Consider the following 16,088-nt stretch of genomic DNA (forward strand, 5'->3'; position numbering starts at 1 on the left):
CACGTACCCGGGCAGCCCGGGAGTATTCATGCTAGTCGGAGCACCTCAACGTTTGTCGACCCCAAGCCGAATACTGGTTGTTTGTGTACAGATAAGGCATCGCGGACCAAGCTTAAGGGGTGTGACATGAGCGCGGACCGGATGTGTGCTATTTCGGAGGGGGCCGATGTACAAGGCAATGGAGCAACAGCCTGGTGACAGCTGGATAGATCACGCCTTCTTTGTCCTGGCCGGGGCATCGGCGGTGTGGCTGGCCTTCCTGCTGGCCGGGGAGAGCTTCCAGCTTGGCTGGGGACAATTGTGGTCCTGGTTCCTCTTCTGGGCCTTTTTGGCATACCTGTTACTTCCCCGACTCCACCGGATCCTGACCACGATCTACGTTCCGGGCTACTTCATCGGCCGGGCCCGGACCAGTGACGGACTCCTCGGGGACCCCGTGAACGTTGCCCTCCTCGGTGCCGAACGCCAGATCCATGCCATCATGCACCGCGCGGGCTGGACCATCGCGGACGATGTGACCTTTGCCAGCAGCCGCCGCATCATCAGTTCAACCATCCTTCGCCAGAGCTACACCCAGGCACCGGTTAGTCCCCTCTACCTCTTCGATCGGCAACAGGACTTCGCCTACCAGCAGGAGGTGGACAATAATCCCGGCAAACGGCATCACGTCCGCTTCTGGCGCTGCCCCGACGGGTGGATGCTCCCCGGCGGCCACACAGTGGATTGGCTTGCCGCCGGAACGTACGACCGCAGCGTCGGTTTCTCCCTGTTCACGCTTCAGATCACCCACAAGATTGAGCAGAATACCGACGTCGAGCGTGACCACATCGTCCGGACAGTCTCCGAAGCCGAACCCGCCGTCCGCGTCCACGTGATCAAGGACTTCTCAACGGGGTACCACTCGCGCAATGGTGGCGGCGATTCCATTTCCACGGACGGCGACCTTCCCGTCGTCGACGCCCGCGGCGTTCCCGTCGCGGAAGCCGACGGACCGAAGAACACGGACAGCCGCGACCGCCGTCCGGCACCAACCATTGTGGGCGCTGACCTTGTGGTGGTCAGGGCGGTTGCGGCGCTCGCGCTCGCCGTCACGTTGTTGACGTCTTCAGGCGATTTCTCGGACGTCACCCTTGATGACGGTGCGGCCGATCCGGAAACCACGACGGCGGTGCTCACGTTCCTGGGGATCGTTGTGTTGGTCTTCGGGCTGGGGGAGGTTTTCCTGGCCTGGCGGATTTTCCTTGGCAGCAATGCGGCCCGGGTGATCGCGATGGGCCTGAGTTCACTATCGATCCTGGTGCAGGCCATCGATGCTTCCACGGGCAGCACCAGCATCACGCTCGAAGCCGGGCTTCCGGGCCTTGCCACCGACATCCTGGTGCTCCTGGCCCTGTCCAGCCAGCGCGCCCGGGTCTATGCGAAGCGGCAGAGAGTCCCCGCGGTCCCGCCGGGCGTGGCCCCGAAACGCCTGACCCCCTGAACCGCCCGGCGTTGCTCTCTCACATCCCGATCATTTTTCGGAGTTGCTCTCTCACATCCCCGTTCCTGCACGTGCGGGCCCGTGCGGCCACGACCCACTTTGACGTCCAGGCGCGGCGGAATCGAGCGAACGGACGGCGTGTTGGCCGTATGCCCCGGGCAAAGTAGGTCGCGACGGTACGCCGCCGTGGGGCCCACTGCCCGGACCCCGACGGCGGTACCCACGTGCCGCCGTCGGCGTTTCCCGTGGGGATGTGGGAGAGGGATCGGTCAAACGGGTGGGGATGTGGGAGAGGGGTCGGTCAAACGGGTGGGGATGTGGGAGAGCGATCGGTCAAGAGGGGTTAGGCAGTGACTGCCAGGGCGTCGATTTCCACCAGCATGACCTCGTGCGGCAGGTCGACGAACACCGTGGTGCGGCTGGGCAGCAGGCCGCTGGGGACGTTCTCGCGGATGAATTCGCCGTAGACCTCGTTCATGGCGGCGAAATCGTCCCGGGTGGTGAGGTATACGCGGAACATCAGGACTTCTTCAACGGAGGATCCGCCGGCTTCGAGGATGGCCTTGACGTTTTCCAGGGTGCGTCGGGTCTGGACGCGGACGTCGCCTTCACCGATGTACTGGTTGGTTGCCGGGTCCATGGGGCCCTGGCCGGAAACCTGGAACATGCCGCCCTTCTTGACGCCCTGGGAGAAAACGTGGGCGGGTGCGGGTGCGTTCTCGGTCAGTACTACATTCTTGTCACTCATGCTGGGTTCCTTTCGTGGCTGATCCAGCCGAGGTCCTTGGAGATGGCCTCGGTGCTGGCTTTGAGGTCGGGCAGCAGCTCAAGCAAGCCTTCATAGCTGAGCATCACTACCGGTACCGAACAAGAGGCTGCGGCAACAACGGATCCGCTGGCGTCGCGGATGGGGGCCGCGATGCAGTGCACGAAGGCTTCGTGCTCGGCGTTGTCGTGGGCCCAGCCTTGTTCCCTGACCTGCTCCAGTTCGGCCAGCAGGGCCTCGGGGGAGGTCAGGGTGTTTTCGGTGACTTTTACGTAGTCCAAACCCGCGGCGATCTTCTCTTGCCGGCTGCGGGGCATGTCTGCGAGGAGGACTTTGGACACGGCGGCCGAGTGCAGCGATGCAGTGAGGCCGATGCGTGAGTACATGCGGACCGGGTGGTGGGATTCAAATTTGTCGATGTACACCACCTCGTTCCCTTCGAATGCCGCGAGGTGCACGGTGTGGCCGGTGCGGCCGTTCAATTCCGCCAGGTGCGGGTGGGCAACCTTGCGGATGTCCCGCTGTTCAAGGGCCAGCGAAGACAGCTCGAACAGCTTGGAACCGAGCATGAAGCGCTGGTCGTCGTCGCGGACCACCATGCGCTTTTCCTCGAGGGCGTGCAGCAACCGCATCACCGTGGTTTTGTGCACGGAAGCCTTCGACGAAAGTTCGTCCAAGGTAGCTGGTTTCGCGGCGAGTTCGCCGAGCAGGTCGATCGCCCGCAGAAGGCTCTGGCTCAAAGTGTCACGCTCCGGTCCTGGTGTTGAAATGTCCGCCTTCACCATGGATAGCAGCCCAATCGCTGTCCGAGGAATCGAGGATGGCAGCCAACTCGCCTGCGGGCGGCAACGGGCCGCGGTCGCCATGGACGGTCAGCGTGCAAGCGGCTGCAACATGGCCGCGGCGCAGGCTGGCTTTTTGGTCCAGGCCGAACAGCAGGCCGCTAAGGTAACCGGCAGCAAAGGAGTCGCCGGCACCCACAGGCTCGACGACGGCGACGGACAGCGCGGGAACCTCCACCCGGGTGCCGTTCCGGTTGAGCGATATGGCGCTGATGGCCTCGTTCTTGATGACCAGGACGTCGGGATCCGGCAGGAGCCGTCGGAGTTGGGCTTCGTCGGTGGTTCCGAAGGCGTGTTCGGCCTCGTCTTTCCCGACCAGCACGACGTCGGCGAGGTTCGCCAGCCGCTGCAGGACACCGCGGTCCTGTCCATCCCAAAGGGATGCCCGCCAGTTCACGTCGAAGCTGATGGTCCGGCCGTCCCGCGGTCCCGTCAGTAGTACCTCGAGCATGTCCAGGCAGCCGGGGGAGAGCGCAGCAGTTATCCCGCTGAGGTGAATCAGCCGGGCCTGGTCCAGGAGGGAAGCGACGGCCGGGTTGGCGAGTGTTTCGCGTCCCATGGCCGAGGCGGCGGAACCTTGCCGATAGTACAGAACCGAGCTTCCGGCGTCGGGGTTTGAATCCCGGGCGGGAACCTTCACGTACACGCCGGTGGGCCGCACGGAGTCCACTTCAACGCCGGAGACGTCCACGCCGTGGTCCTTCAACTCATTGAGGATGCGCAGGCCGAAGCCGTCGTTGCCTACGCGGCTGACCCAGTGGGTCTGCAGTCCCATGGCGGCCAGTCCCATAGCGACGTTCGATTCTGCGCCGCCGATCCCGCAGTGGAGTTCGGAGGCCAAGTGCAGGGGAACACCTTGGGCAGGGGTCAGCATGGCCATGGTTTCGCCAAGACATACAGCAGACAGCATGTAACTCCCGTATCCAATCAGTGCGTTTTTTCGCGGTGCCAGGGGCCGCAGCCAGGGCGATCCGCGGCGGTTTGAGGGGCTCCGCAGGGCGTGCCGTGGCCTTGACTCTCAATCCGCCACCATGTTAGACATATCATTGCAGGTTTGCAACCAGCGTTGCAAAATACGCAACGCGTGCAAAATATCCCTCCCGTAAACCCCACAACGCAGCATCGCGAAGGGAAATGAAAGCGTGAACACCTCAGAAGCCATCTCGGCGGCCGCCGTCGCGGGCTTGGCCGACCTTCGGCTCGACTGGCGGCACAAGGCCGTCCCCGCATCGGCGAACGGGACCTCCCATGCAGAGTTCCTGGCCGCGAAGCACACTCTCGCCGAGCTCCAAACGCCCCTTCTGACGCTGGATGCGCGGGCGTTAAAAGCCAACGCCAACCGCCTCGCCGCCTGGTGCGACGACCACGAAGTCCTCCTGGCCCCGCACGGCAAAACCACCATGTCCCCGCAGCTCTGGGCCGAGCAGCTCAAGCGCGGTGCGTGGGGGATAACCTTGGCCAACTATGCGCAGCTCCGGGTCGCGGAGGAGTTCGGCGTCCGCAACCTCCTGCTCGCGAACAGCCTCACCGACCCGCAGGCCATCAGGTGGGTGGCGGCAGCGGATGCCACCATCCTGTCCTGGGTGGATTCGGTGGCGACGGTCGCGTTGATCGAGGGAACCCTCGCCGGCACCGACGCCGTCCTGGACGTCATGGTGGAACTCGGCGGGCACGGCGGCCGGACCGGGGCGCGCAGCGTGGAAGCCGCCATGGACGTTGCGCGGGCTGTTCGCGACTCACAGCACCTGCGGTTGGTTGGTGTCAGCGGCTACGAGGGCGCCCTTGCGCACACAGCGGACGACGCCGGACTGGCAGCTGTCCGCGGCTACCTCGCCACTATGCGGCTGCTTCACGAGGAACTCCTGGCGTCGGGACTGTACGGCTCGGACTCGGTGATCATCACGGCGGGCGGCAGCGCGTACTTCGATGACGTTGTCTCCGTGCTTTCGCCCTGCGTGGGTACGGGATCCGGGACGGGCCATCCCACAGTGGACCTCATGATCCGCAGCGGCGCGTACATCGTTCATGATGACGGCTTCTACCGGGGCATCTCCCCGTTTTCCCGCGAAGGGGATCAGCCGTTCCGCGCCGGCATGCACGGCTGGGCACGCGTGGTCTCCCAGCCCGAACCCGGCCTGGCCATCCTCGACGCCGGCAAGCGTGACCTGCCGTTCGACGAAGGATTCCCCGAGCCCCAACTCATTGGACCGGCCCTCGGGGGAGCGATGGAGCAGCTGGAAGGCGCCAGGATCACGGCCATCAACGACCAGCACTGCTTCATGGCCTACCCCGCAAACGTCACGGTCACACCCGGGGACGTCGTGCGCCTGGGCCTCTCGCACCCTTGCACCGCCTTCGACAAGTGGACCGTCATTCCGGTCCTGGCGGATAACGGCAGCACCGGCGGCAGCAGCGGCACCGGCAGCAGTGCCGACGCCGGCAGCCCGGCCGACCTGACCGTCGTCGACCTTATCCATACCTTCTTCTAGGAATCCCATGAAGACCCTCATCAGCAACGCCACGGTGGTGGACGGAAGCGGAGCGGAGCGCCGTGCAGCGGACGTCTTGCTGGACGGTTCCGTGATCGCAGAGGTGGCCGACGCCGGCAGCCTCACCGCTGCCGGAGCGGATCGCGTCATCGATGCGCACGGCCTGGTTCTGAGCCCCGGTTTCATTGACATGCACGCCCACTCCGACCTCCAGCTGCTGGTCAACCGGGACCACTACGCCAAACTCAGCCAAGGCGTCACCACTGAACTGCTGGGCCAGGACGGGCTCTCCTACGCACCCGTGGACGATGCAACATTGGCAGGCGTTCGGGAGAAGATCGCCGGCTGGAACGGCAACCCGGCGAATTTCGACTGGAACTGGCGCAGCGTCGGCGAGTACCTGGACCGCCTGGACGCTGAAGATTCCGGCGGGAGGATCGCCACCAACGCCGCCTACCTCGTGCCGCAAGGAACCGTGCGGGCCATGGTGATGGGCTTCGACGAAGGTGATCCCACCCCGGAACAACAGCAGCGGATGCAGGGTGTTGTCCGCGCCGCGATGGAGGAAGGCGCCGTGGGGATGTCCTCCGGGCTCACCTACACCCCGGGCATGTACGCAACAACGGAAGAGCTGGCCGGACTGTGCCGGGTTGTCGGTGAACTGGGAGGGTTCTACGCCCCGCACCACCGCTCCTACGGCAAGAATGCCCTGGGCGCCTATGCCGAGATGATCGACCTAAGCCGGCACAGCGGATGTGCCCTGCATCTGTCCCACGCCACCATGAACTTTGCCGAGAACAAAGGCCGTGCCGGGGAACTCCTGGACCTGATCGACTCCGCACTCGATGAAGGTGCGGACATCACCCTGGACACCTACCCCTACCTTCCCGGCGCCACCACGCTGAGCGCGATCCTTCCCGGTTGGGCATCCGCGGGAGGAACGGAAGCAACCCTTGCACGCCTATCCGACCCCGCCACGAGGGCACGCATCCGCGAAACCGTGGAGATCTACGGTTCGGACGGCTGCCACGGGGTTGTGGCCGAATGGGACACCTTGGAAATCAGCGGCGTCCAAAACCCTGCGCTCGCAGGCTACGTGGGCCGGACCATCAAGGACATCGCCGCGGAAACAGGAGAGGAAGAGTTCGATGTGTTCGCCCGCATCCTCACCGATGACCGCCTGGGCACCGGAATCCTGCAGCACGTGGGCCACGAAGAAAATGTCCAAACCATCATGAAGCACCGCACGCACACCAGCGGCAGCGACGGGCTGTTGGTCGGCGCCAAGCCCCACCCGCGGGCGTGGGGCACATTCCCGCGCTACCTCGGCCACTACTCACGCGACCTCGGACTGCTGAGTCTCGAGGACATGGTCCACCACCTGACGGGCCGGCCTGCCGCACGACTCAAGCTCCGCAACAGGGGACTGATCCGCGAAGGGTTCGCCGCCGACGTCGTACTTTTCGATCCGGAAACCATCCGCGACGAAGCCACTTTCGACAATCCCCGCCAAGCCGCCAGCGGCATCCACTACGTGTTCGTCAACGGAACGGCTGCGATCGACGGCGGCCGGCCCACCGGCGCACGTGCCGGTCGCGCCCTCCGCCGGCACCGTGACGGCCTCACCCGGGAAATCGGAATCAACCGAGAAGGAAAGCAATGACCCCCGAAGAATTCATCCATCAGCTCGAGGCCGACCGCACCCTGGCGGTGGTCCGCGCGCCGTCCATCACGGACGCTGCCGAGCTGTGCCGGGCGCTGGCCGACGGCGGCATCCGCAGCGTCGAACTGACCTTCACCACGCCTGACGTGCTCAAGCACGTCCAACGCGCGGCGGAAACGGCAGCGGACCATGGTGCCGCCGTCGGGATCGGCACGGTCATGACCGGTGACCAAGCGCGCGCTGCGATCGACGCCGGTGCGAAGTTCCTGGTGACGCCCGGGCTTCGGCCCGAGGTAGCCGCCGTCGCAACCGCCGCCGGTGTCCCGTTCAGCCTCGGCGCCATGACCCCCACCGAGATCGCCCAGGCTCTCGATTTGGGGTCGGCCGCCGTCAAAATTTTCCCTGCCCGCCAGCTCGGACCCGCCTACCTGAAGGACCTGCAAGGACCCTTCCCGGGAATCCGACTGCTGCCCTCCGGGGGCATCGACGCCTCCAACGCCAAGAGCTACCTCGACGCCGGTGCTGCCGCAGTCTGCTGCGGCACCAGCGTAGTACCGCCAGCGGCAGTTGCTGCCGGCGACTGGGCAGACATCGCGGCCCGTGCCGCCGCCTTCACAGGCACCCTCAAGTAGGACTACCCGGAAAGACACGTCCATGAATGAATTCCTCGACTGGCTGCGGCACGATACCGCCGGCCTGCTCCTCCTGGCAGGCGCCGGCATTGCGCTCCTCCTGTTCCTGATCATCAAGGTCAAACTCGAACCGTTCATCGCTTTGGTGGGAACCGGCGTGCTGGTGGCCCTGGTGGGCGGCATCTCGGTGGAGGCCCTGGTGGGATCGGCCACCAAGAGCAGCGACGCCCTCATCGAAAAGGGCTTCGCCGGAATCCTCGGGCACATCACGGTGATCATCGGCCTGGGTACCGTCCTTGGCGCGATCCTCGAACGGTCCGGCGGTGCCGAGGTGCTCCTTGGCCGGCTGGTGAAGATCTTCGGGGAGAAGGGAACGCCGCTCGCGATGGGTATCACCGGCTTTGTGCTGGGCATCCCCGTGTTCTTCGATATCGGCATCTTCGTGCTCGCGCCGCTGGTGTACGTTGCGGCGATCCGCGGCGGCAAGTCCCTCGCGCTCTATGCCCTGCCGCTGTTGGCCGGCCTCTCCGTGACCCACGCCTTCCTTCCCCCGCACCCCGGACCCGTTGCTGCGGCCGGCTTGTTCCACGTGGACCTCGGCTGGATCATCCTCATGGGCCTCATCTGCGGCATCCCGGCCTGGTTCGCCTCCGGTATTTTGTGGGGCACGTGGATCGGGAAGCGTGTGATGGTCCACGTTCCCGAGGACCGCATCATCGAAGAGGCGGACACCGCCCGCGGACACGAACCCTCCATTGGCCTGGTTCTCCTGGCCATCGGCCTGCCGATGATCCTCATCCTCGGCGGCACCTTCGGCAACATTTTCGCCCCGGCCGGCGCCTTCCGCGACACCCTCCAGTTCTTCGGCAACCCGGCCATTGCGCTGACCGTTGCCGTGCTCCTGGCCATGTGGCTCCTGGGCATCCGCCGCGGCATGACCGCCGCCGAACTAAGCGAGATCACCGGGTCCTCACTGCGGCCCGTGGGCATGATCCTGCTGGTGGTCGGTGCCGGCGCGTTCTTCGGGGCAGTCCTCTCAGCCACCGGCGTCGGCAAGGCTGTTGCGGACACATTGTCCCAGGCGGGCCTTCCCATCATCCTTTCGGCCTTCGTGATCAGCGCCGGCATGCGCATCGCACAGGGATCGGCCACGGTGGCGATCGTGACCACCGGTGGCATCCTCGCGCCGAGCCTCGCCTCCGGATACAGCCAGCCGCAGCTCGCCCTGATTGTTGTGGCCATCTCCTCAGGCTCCATCATCGCCAGCCACGTCAACGATGGCGGGTTCTGGATCATCTCCAAGTACTTCAACATGTCAGTGAAGGACACCCTGAAAACCTGGACCGTCCTGGAAACCGTCCTGTCCATTGTGGGCTTCGGCATGGCGGCCCTGCTGTACACGTTCGTGAGGTAAGCCGCCGCGCCTGCGGTGGGTGCCGCGCTTGGTGAGCCGCCGCGCCTGCGGTGGGTGCCGGCGTCGTACTTCCCGCGGTCCCGTGCCGCCACCACCTGCTTTGGCTGCGAAACGGCCCCGACCCGCCCCAAAAACGGCGTGTCGGGGCCGTTTTGGCTTCAATGTCGGTTGTGACGGCACGCGATCCCGCCGACGCCACGCTGGTTCAGCTGGTTAAACAAAAGCTCCGGAGTGCGTTATTGGGGGATACGCACTCCGGAGCAGCTTTGTGGCAGGCGCTTCCGCTGACCTGCAGTAACAACTCTACGTTGGGTGTGACGGCATTGCCACCACTTGGAATTAGTACTTTCGCTTTATTTTCCCGGCGTGTGATCCGGCCGCTTTTTCTGCGGCACAATCAACACCGGACGGCGCTGATGATGGCTCAACCACGCGGCCACCGAACCGTTCAATGCCTCAGAAATCCGGTGCCCAAGCCCGGGCTCGGGAGTGCCGACGATGATCATTGAAGCCTTGATGTCCTCGGCCAGCCTGCCCAGGGCCCGGGCCGGGTCACCTGCCAGAAGCCGCAAGGTCCAGTCTGCCGAGCCGCCCTCCATGGCTTCTGCGATTTCCTTGCCGAGGTCGTTCCGGATGGCGGCCACGTCCTCGTCGTCCTTCTCCGGGTGCAGCGACATCCTGTGGGTCTCCCGCGACGGATCCCACTCCACGAGGTAACTCGCCTCGTCCACATATGCGCAGACCAGGGGCACGCCGAGTTGCTCGGCCAGTGCGCGGGCCGTCTGCAGGACCTCCACGTGCTGATCCGGCAGCACCCCTACAACCAATGGAATGCGTCCGCTGAATTCTTCGCCGACCATACCTTATTGTTGCGCTGCGGCCTGCCCTTGAACAGGCTCCCCGGCCCCCAACTGGGTAGCAATAGTGCGCGTTTTCAGGGCTCAAAACATGCTCTGATGCGACCCAGTTGGGTTTGGGGGTTCGCTTGGGGCGGCGGGGTTGGGCGGGGTTACTCGGGATTGCTTGGGGCGGCGGATTTGTTCCACGTCAGGCACACCTTGAAGTTGGAACCCGTGCTGGCCGAGGCAATGAACGCGCCGGCCTCGGCATGAAGATCGATCCCGAACTCCACACTCAGCTCATCCGGACGGTTCTCCAGGCTCAGGAGTTCGTCGATGACGCCTTGGACCGCAGGCCTGACGTGCTCCAGCGCCCGCTGGAACGTCTGTTGGGCCCGGGCAAACACCCCCGAATGTTCGGCCGCGTGATCCCCGCCCCTCGTCACGAGGCTCCCGGCCGTGCTGGCCACCTCCACAACCACGGTGCCGCCGTCGTCCGTGGCGAATTCAACCAGGCGGCTCATGGCGCGTCCTTAATCGCAACGCCCATGCCCCGCATGCTGACCAAGCGTTGGGCGGTCACAATGAACGCGATGCCAACCCCGCACAGCAACACCAGATGCAGCAGCAACGGCAATGCCTGCGTCATGTACCAACTCACCATGAACACGCCTTTCCCTTGGATCCAGATGATGGGTTGCAGCACCGTGGGCAACAGCAGAAGCCAGGCCAACGTGTGCTGCGCCGGGTACCGCATGGCCAGCACTCCGGCCCACAGCCCGAATCCTGCCACCGCAAAACTGCCCACGACGGCGGCTGCCTCCACCGTGTAGTTGAGCCCGGCCAGTCCGAACACACCTTGCGAAACCACCAACCCGGTCATCGCCAACCGCCCCTGCGCTGTGTGGTCCGGGAGCCCGGCGATGACAAGGAGCAGATAGCCGAACGCCGTGACGACGCCGTAAAGGGTGCGGAGCACAATGTCGCCCCCGTTGTCCTGCCAGGAGTTCTGGTCGAACCACATGAAGAACACCACGAACCCGGCCCCCAACCCGCCGGCGGTTGCCAGCGCTGCCCCCGCCCACGCGATCGTGGTGCCGGCGAGCGGCAGGTGCGGCCGCGGGGCCGCTTTCCAGAGAGGTTCGTCAGAGCCCGACGGCGGCACTTGGCCGGGTGCCTTCGCTTTGGTCGGGGCGGTGGCTTGCTTCTTCGGGGCTGGCAGATCGTAGGCGGTGTAGGAGCCGTGCTCTTCCTCCGAGTCGGCCTCCGGGACGGTTTTATTGAGCTCAGCCTTCGCTGCGGTTGTGTGCCCGTCCGGATCTGCAGCACCCGGATCAAGGGTCCTGAGCTCCTTGGCAACATCAATGACCGCCTCCCACGAACCCTTGGAGTGGTGGTAGCGGAGTTCTCCTTGGAGGTCGGAGATGCGTTGCTTGCGCTCGCAGCCTTCCTTGCGGCGGGAAGCGTCCGGGTAGTAAGGACTGTTTAGCACCTTCGCGAAGCCTTCTGCCGCCGCGATCCAGTCCCCGGATTCCTCCGCAGCCACGGCTTCCCGGTAAGCCCGTTCTTCGCTGAGCCGCTTGCTTGCTGAGTCCCTAAGCGCCACAGCATCCCTGTAACCGGGTTCCAAAGTCAGGAGGTCGTTGAAGGATTCAAGCGCTTGTTCGTAGTGTTTGGCCCGCAACTCGGCCGATGCCTCCACATACAGGGCACGCAGTTGCGCCCTCCGGCGGATCTGGTCCGTGTCGTTGTCACCGGTTGATGCCCGCCCCGGTGTGCTTTCCGGCAGTGGTTTGGTGGTTGCGGGATCCGGAGAACCGGCAGGGGTCGCATAGGCAGCGGGCGCCGAGGCGGGCTGCCCGCCTGAGGCCGTTGCCGGCGTCGTACGTTCCGCTTGGGTGCGACCGCGCGGGGTGCCCTGCAGGGAAAACAGCTGCGTTGAACCGCCGCGGACGTACAGGGCAGGCGTCACCCATTCGAGGGTGCCATCCGGGCTGGCCATGACGGAGATGCGCCCGATGCGGGCGGCCTCATCCACTGTGCGGCCGTTGGCGATGGCCGCGTAGAAGCCGTGTGCAAAGGCGATGGCGGCGGAGTCGCTGATGGCGAACTGCATGGCAGCCACCGCTCCGATACCGCTCCTGACCAAGGCGGATGCGGTGCCGGAGAAGAGATCCGTCTGGCCCATCTCGCCCGAGGAGCACGAGTTTAACACCACCAGCCGTGGCCGGGGTGCGGCAACGCTCAGGAGGGCCATCAACCTGACGGCGCGGACCATGGCGGCGCGGCCATCGTTGCCGACCAGCGCGATGCGGCCCTCGTCGGTGCGGGAGTCATAGTCGCCGTGTCCAACGAAATGGACCACATGCCAAGGGCCGGCGAGGAGCATGGACTGGATGTCGTCCCAAGTGCCGCTCCTGGTCCAAACGAGTTCCACCCGGCCCTCCTCCGCGGGACCGGCCAAGGCCTGGGTGAGGTGGTCCTTCTCAGCTTGGACATCAAGGGCGGGGAGGTCGCGGGGCGAGGCGACGATACCCAGGATCCGCAGCGGCGGGGCGACGTCCAGCGGGTTCTGGTGGTAATCCGGGGCGGGGATGTGCCGCAGCAGGGGCTCCGTCTGGCAGAGGTAGGTTTCCGTTTCGGGGTCGAACAGGGTTTCCCAGGGCATGGTGGCCAGTTCGGGGGCGGCCAGCCGCAGGACCACGCGGAGTTGCTGGCCGGCATGTTGCGCTGCGCCGAGGCTGGCGCGGTAGGTGCCGTAAACCTCCCGGGTGAAAAGGGCTTGGAACAGTTGTTGGCCCACTTCACGAACGGCAACTTCGGCAACCGGAAGCGTCCGCCGGGCTGCGACGGCCGAGGCAAGGACGGTGGCTTCCAGTTGGGGGAGCCTGCCGTGGATGCCGTCGATGTCCAAGGTGAAGCGGCCGGACGCGTGGCCTCCCGCCGGTGCACGGACCACATGCACCGTGTACTCACCGCGTGTTGAGCCGGTGCCGATCTCCAGCTCGATGTCACAATCCATCGCGGATCCCTCGTGGTTCCTACGTACAGATTGGCCCTGACGGAGGTTCCTTACAAGGGGTTTTATCAGCGGGTCCTTGTAGGCATACCGGGCCGGGCCTACCGTTAATCCGTGGTCTCACTTGGCGATGAGTCGACGGAAGGCGGCGTGCGATGGAAATCTTCATGTGGTGGCTCGATCTTCACCTGGACAGCAAGGAATGGCTGCGGGAAAACCTCCGGGCCGAAGAACTTCCGCTGCAGGTGCTGCAACACATTGCCGAAGCCGGCGGACCGCATCCGGACAATCTCAGCGGTGGATTGACGGCGGCCGACTGGGACTTCATCGAGACCCAGTCGGAGTTCGTGGACTGAGGGAGATGCCCCGCTACGCGGCGGCTGTTACGGAGGCGGCCGGGGCTCCCGGGATGATCAACTGCGCACCGGTTTCCGGTGCGCGGCTTGGAACCTCGACGACGACGGCGGCAACCGGCTTCTTGTCGCGCATGCGGTAGAGCGCTACGGCCGAGATGACGAACCAGGCAACGTTGGTGGCCACTGACGGCCAGGCGCCGTGGAGGGTGCCATTGATGATGAATGCGCAGGACCCAAAGAGGTTGACGGTCTGGAATTTACGTCCAGGCTGCAGCCACCCCATGGACACCGCCAAGTAGGCGCCGAGCATCGCCGCCGCGCCAGCCCATCCGGTCACTTCCCAGAGCAGTTCCATGTGGAATCCTTTCGTAAATCGGGCGCACGACAATAGCGGCCTTGCGCGTAAGAGGAGGGCCGCGAAGACGTGGAACTTGCGGCTATGAGATAAATATTGGGGCACGTCCTGGTTTAGATCAATTGCAATCTTCTGAAGCCGGTATTTAGAGTTGCTTAACATGGACATGGACCCCCGTCGACTCCTGGTTTTGCTGGCTGTGGCGCGCACTGGCGGGGTGCTTGCAGCCGCCGATGAACTGCGGCTCACACCGTCCGCGGTGTCCCAGCAACTCACCAAACTCGAGCACCAAGTGGGCCAGGCCCTGCTTCAGCGGACCCCCAAAGGTTCGGTGCTGACGCCCGCTGGCTTGGCGATGGCGGAAGCGGGCGAAGAGATCGAACGGGCGCTCAATGTTGCGCGGGCCCGGATGGAGGGCGAAGCCAAGGTTTCTGGCGTCGTTCGAATCGGCGGATTCACCAGTTTCATGCGGACGGTTGTCATTCCGCGGATCCCCGAGTGGCGCAGCCAATACCCGCAATTGCGGATTGAGATCGTTGAGGACGCCTTCCCGCCCTTGATGCGGCTGCTGCGCCAACGGCAGCTTGACGCCTTGGTCATCGAGCAGGATTCGACGGCGGCTGAACAGCGGCCGCTCCCTGCTGGCATGGTGCAGGAGCCGCTGCTGGACGAACCGTGGAATTTGGTAGTTCCCGCAGGTTCCTTGCTCGCTACCGAAGCCATCGACCTCAGCCGGCTCCCGTTGCCATGGTTGGGAGTCGAACAGTCCGCCGCCAACAGTGCCGTGCTGGGGCGCCTCCGTCATTCCACCGGAGTGCGGATCGAGACCGTGCACCAGTATGTCGATACGCTCACCGCCCTTGCCCTGGTCGCGGCCGGCGAGGGAGTGGCGATCGTGCCCACCTTGGCGTTGACCGGCGTCGTCCATGACCAGGTGGACATCCTCGATGTTCCGGGCCTTGGTACCCGGCACATTGCGCTCCGGCGCTTCGACAGGAAGAAGCCAACGAGCCTGCCCGTGGATACGGTTGCCCGCCTGCTCAGGGAATCTGCGGCCCAGTTCGACATGCGATCGGGCGGTTAACGCAGCCGGGTGACGCGGCGCGTGGCCGGTTGAGCGGCGGGTGACCAGTCCGCCGTCGTGGTTAAGGGCCGTTAGCTATCAGTAAGCCGGAGCCCAGCCCAGAGCCGGCCCCAACTTCTGCGCGATGTCCGTGAGGATCTGCACGTAGTCCTCGTGGTCGAAGCTGAAGGGCAGTGCGAACGCCACCTCGTCCACTTCCTGGAAGCCTCCGTGTGCGTGCAGTTGCTCCGCGATTTGGTCGCTGGAGCCTATAAGGTCCGCGGCGAACATCATGCCCTTCGGTCCCTGCGGCGTGAGCGTGCGGGGTGTGCGCTCATCGACGTAGCGCCGGTACTTTTCCCGCTGGGTCGTCGAGGCCGAGTCGGTGGGAACGACTACCAGGCCCTGCGAGACCCGGGCGTTTGCGTGTCCGGCGCGCGCTGCCGCATCACGGAAGGCCCGGATCTGCGCCTGCTGTACCGCTGCGAAGTCCGGGACCTGGTCCTTTTCCGGGAAGATGACGCTGCTGGAGAGCAGGTTGAAGCCGTGTTCGCCGGCCCAGATGGCGGACTTCAAGCTTCCGGCACCGTACCAAAGCCGGTCACGCAGGCCGGGAGAGTGGGGCTCAACCCGGTCGGAGAACTCCTCCACAACGCCCTGCTTGCCGGAAAACTCACGCACTTTGTCCCCCGCTACCAGGCGCGCGAACCGTTCCACCCGCGAATAGCTGAAGTCCTCCGTGTCCGCAGAGCCAGGGTAGAGCTCATGTTTCACGGTGCTGTACGTCATGGGCTCCCCGACGCTGACGCCCGGGTTGATGCGACCCCCGCTGAGCAGATCAACAGTGGCCAGATCCTCCGCGAGGCGCAAGGGGTTTTCCCAGCCCAGCGGAGTCACGGCGGTGCCGAGCTCGATCCTCGACGTGCGCTGGCTCGCTGCCGCCATGACCGCCACCGGTGAGGAGATGCCGAACTGCAGATGCCTGTGACGCAGCCATGCGGAGTCGAACCCCAGCCGTTCGCCGAGCTCGATGATCTCCAGCGTGGACAGGTGGCCCGCTGCGGGGTCCGCGGGGTCGAACAGGCCGATGGTGAGGAATCCAAGCTTACGGAGGGGGCGGTCGGGGCTGGGCATGGGCTTCCTTCTGCTCTCTACAGGCGGTTACTTCCC

The 16,088-nt window shown here is 65.0% G+C and carries 15 protein-coding genes; 7 read left to right on the plus strand and 8 right to left on the minus strand.

The features are described from left to right. The first annotated feature begins 166 nt into the window (after window positions 1–166). A complete protein-coding gene (locus HMI59_RS00465) occupies window positions 167–1,480 on the plus strand; it encodes an LssY C-terminal domain-containing protein (RefSeq protein ID WP_193592466.1) in 1,314 nt (437 codons plus the stop codon). Between the two features lie 343 nt (window positions 1,481–1,823). Here the strand turns inward: HMI59_RS00465 and HMI59_RS00470 are convergent, their stop codons facing one another. Genes HMI59_RS00470 through HMI59_RS00480 form a run of 3 tightly spaced genes read right to left on the minus strand, consistent with a single transcriptional unit; the run spans window position 1,824 to window position 3,998 of the window. After that, the gene (locus HMI59_RS00470) at window positions 1,824–2,228 is read right to left on the minus strand and encodes a RidA family protein (protein WP_166186198.1); all 405 of its coding nucleotides are present in this window, start codon (window positions 2,226–2,228) and stop codon (window positions 1,824–1,826) included. Further along, window positions 2,225–3,031 carry an IclR family transcriptional regulator gene (locus HMI59_RS00475; RefSeq protein WP_193592467.1) on the minus strand — a complete coding sequence of 269 codons (807 nt, stop codon included), beginning with the start codon at window positions 3,029–3,031 and terminating at the stop codon, window positions 2,225–2,227. Before HMI59_RS00475 ends, HMI59_RS00470 begins: the two co-directional genes overlap by 4 nt. Continuing rightward, window positions 2,991–3,998, minus strand: a complete 1,008-nt coding sequence (locus tag HMI59_RS00480; RefSeq protein WP_193592468.1) for a sugar kinase — start codon at window positions 3,996–3,998, stop codon at window positions 2,991–2,993. The genes HMI59_RS00475 and HMI59_RS00480 overlap by 41 nt, the downstream gene beginning before the upstream one ends. 232 nt (window positions 3,999–4,230) lie before the next feature. Between HMI59_RS00480 and HMI59_RS00485 the strand changes: the two genes are divergently transcribed. Genes HMI59_RS00485 through HMI59_RS00500 form a run of 4 tightly spaced genes read left to right on the plus strand, consistent with a single transcriptional unit; the run spans window position 4,231 to window position 9,286 of the window. Beyond that, window positions 4,231–5,577: an alanine racemase gene (locus HMI59_RS00485; protein WP_193592469.1), complete on the plus strand. Its 1,347-nt coding sequence runs from the start codon at window positions 4,231–4,233 to the stop codon at window positions 5,575–5,577. A 7-nt stretch (window positions 5,578–5,584) separates the two neighbouring features. Beyond that, entirely contained in the window at window positions 5,585–7,240 is a 1,656-nt protein-coding gene (locus tag HMI59_RS00490; RefSeq protein ID WP_193592470.1) for an amidohydrolase family protein, read from the plus strand. Next, window positions 7,237–7,872, plus strand: a complete 636-nt coding sequence (locus tag HMI59_RS00495) for a bifunctional 4-hydroxy-2-oxoglutarate aldolase/2-dehydro-3-deoxy-phosphogluconate aldolase (protein WP_193592471.1) — start codon at window positions 7,237–7,239, stop codon at window positions 7,870–7,872. Before HMI59_RS00490 ends, HMI59_RS00495 begins: the two co-directional genes overlap by 4 nt. 22 nt (window positions 7,873–7,894) lie before the next feature. Next, window positions 7,895–9,286, plus strand: a complete 1,392-nt coding sequence (locus tag HMI59_RS00500; protein ID WP_166186192.1) for a GntP family permease — start codon at window positions 7,895–7,897, stop codon at window positions 9,284–9,286. A 353-nt stretch (window positions 9,287–9,639) separates the two neighbouring features. On the opposite strand, the gene HMI59_RS00505 is transcribed toward HMI59_RS00500, so the two are convergent. The 3 genes from HMI59_RS00505 to HMI59_RS00515 form a co-directional block, all read right to left on the minus strand. Beyond that, window positions 9,640–10,146 (minus strand): universal stress protein, encoded by a 507-nt coding sequence (locus tag HMI59_RS00505; RefSeq protein ID WP_193592472.1) that lies wholly within the window; start codon window positions 10,144–10,146, stop codon window positions 9,640–9,642. Between the two features lie 149 nt (window positions 10,147–10,295). Beyond that, a complete protein-coding gene (locus HMI59_RS00510) occupies window positions 10,296–10,649 on the minus strand; it encodes a CU044_2847 family protein (RefSeq protein WP_193592473.1) in 354 nt (117 codons plus the stop codon). Next, complete coding sequence (locus HMI59_RS00515) at window positions 10,646–13,147, minus strand: CHAT domain-containing protein (RefSeq protein WP_193592474.1); 2,502 nt, start codon at window positions 13,145–13,147, stop codon at window positions 10,646–10,648. The genes HMI59_RS00510 and HMI59_RS00515 overlap by 4 nt, the downstream gene beginning before the upstream one ends. Before the next feature lie 152 nt (window positions 13,148–13,299). Between HMI59_RS00515 and HMI59_RS00520 the strand changes: the two genes are divergently transcribed. Continuing rightward, window positions 13,300–13,500 (plus strand): hypothetical protein, encoded by a 201-nt coding sequence (locus HMI59_RS00520; protein WP_069696559.1) that lies wholly within the window; start codon window positions 13,300–13,302, stop codon window positions 13,498–13,500. Window positions 13,501–13,513: 13 nt separating this feature from the next. On the opposite strand, the gene HMI59_RS00525 is transcribed toward HMI59_RS00520, so the two are convergent. Then, complete coding sequence (locus tag HMI59_RS00525; protein WP_193592475.1) at window positions 13,514–13,855, minus strand: YgjV family protein; 342 nt, start codon at window positions 13,853–13,855, stop codon at window positions 13,514–13,516. A 160-nt stretch (window positions 13,856–14,015) separates the two neighbouring features. Here HMI59_RS00525 and HMI59_RS00530 point away from each other — a divergent pair, with 160 nt between their 5' ends. After that, window positions 14,016–14,939 (plus strand): LysR family transcriptional regulator, encoded by a 924-nt coding sequence (locus tag HMI59_RS00530; RefSeq protein ID WP_193592476.1) that lies wholly within the window; start codon window positions 14,016–14,018, stop codon window positions 14,937–14,939. A 78-nt stretch (window positions 14,940–15,017) separates the two neighbouring features. Here HMI59_RS00530 and HMI59_RS00535 read toward each other — a convergent pair whose 3' ends face one another. Further along, the gene (locus HMI59_RS00535) at window positions 15,018–16,052 is read right to left on the minus strand and encodes an LLM class flavin-dependent oxidoreductase (RefSeq protein WP_193592477.1); all 1,035 of its coding nucleotides are present in this window, start codon (window positions 16,050–16,052) and stop codon (window positions 15,018–15,020) included. Window positions 16,053–16,088 lie beyond the last annotated feature (36 nt).

The sequence above is a fragment of the Paenarthrobacter sp. YJN-5 genome, assembly GCF_015040095.1.
GTDB lineage: Bacteria > Actinomycetota > Actinomycetes > Actinomycetales > Micrococcaceae > Arthrobacter > Arthrobacter ureafaciens.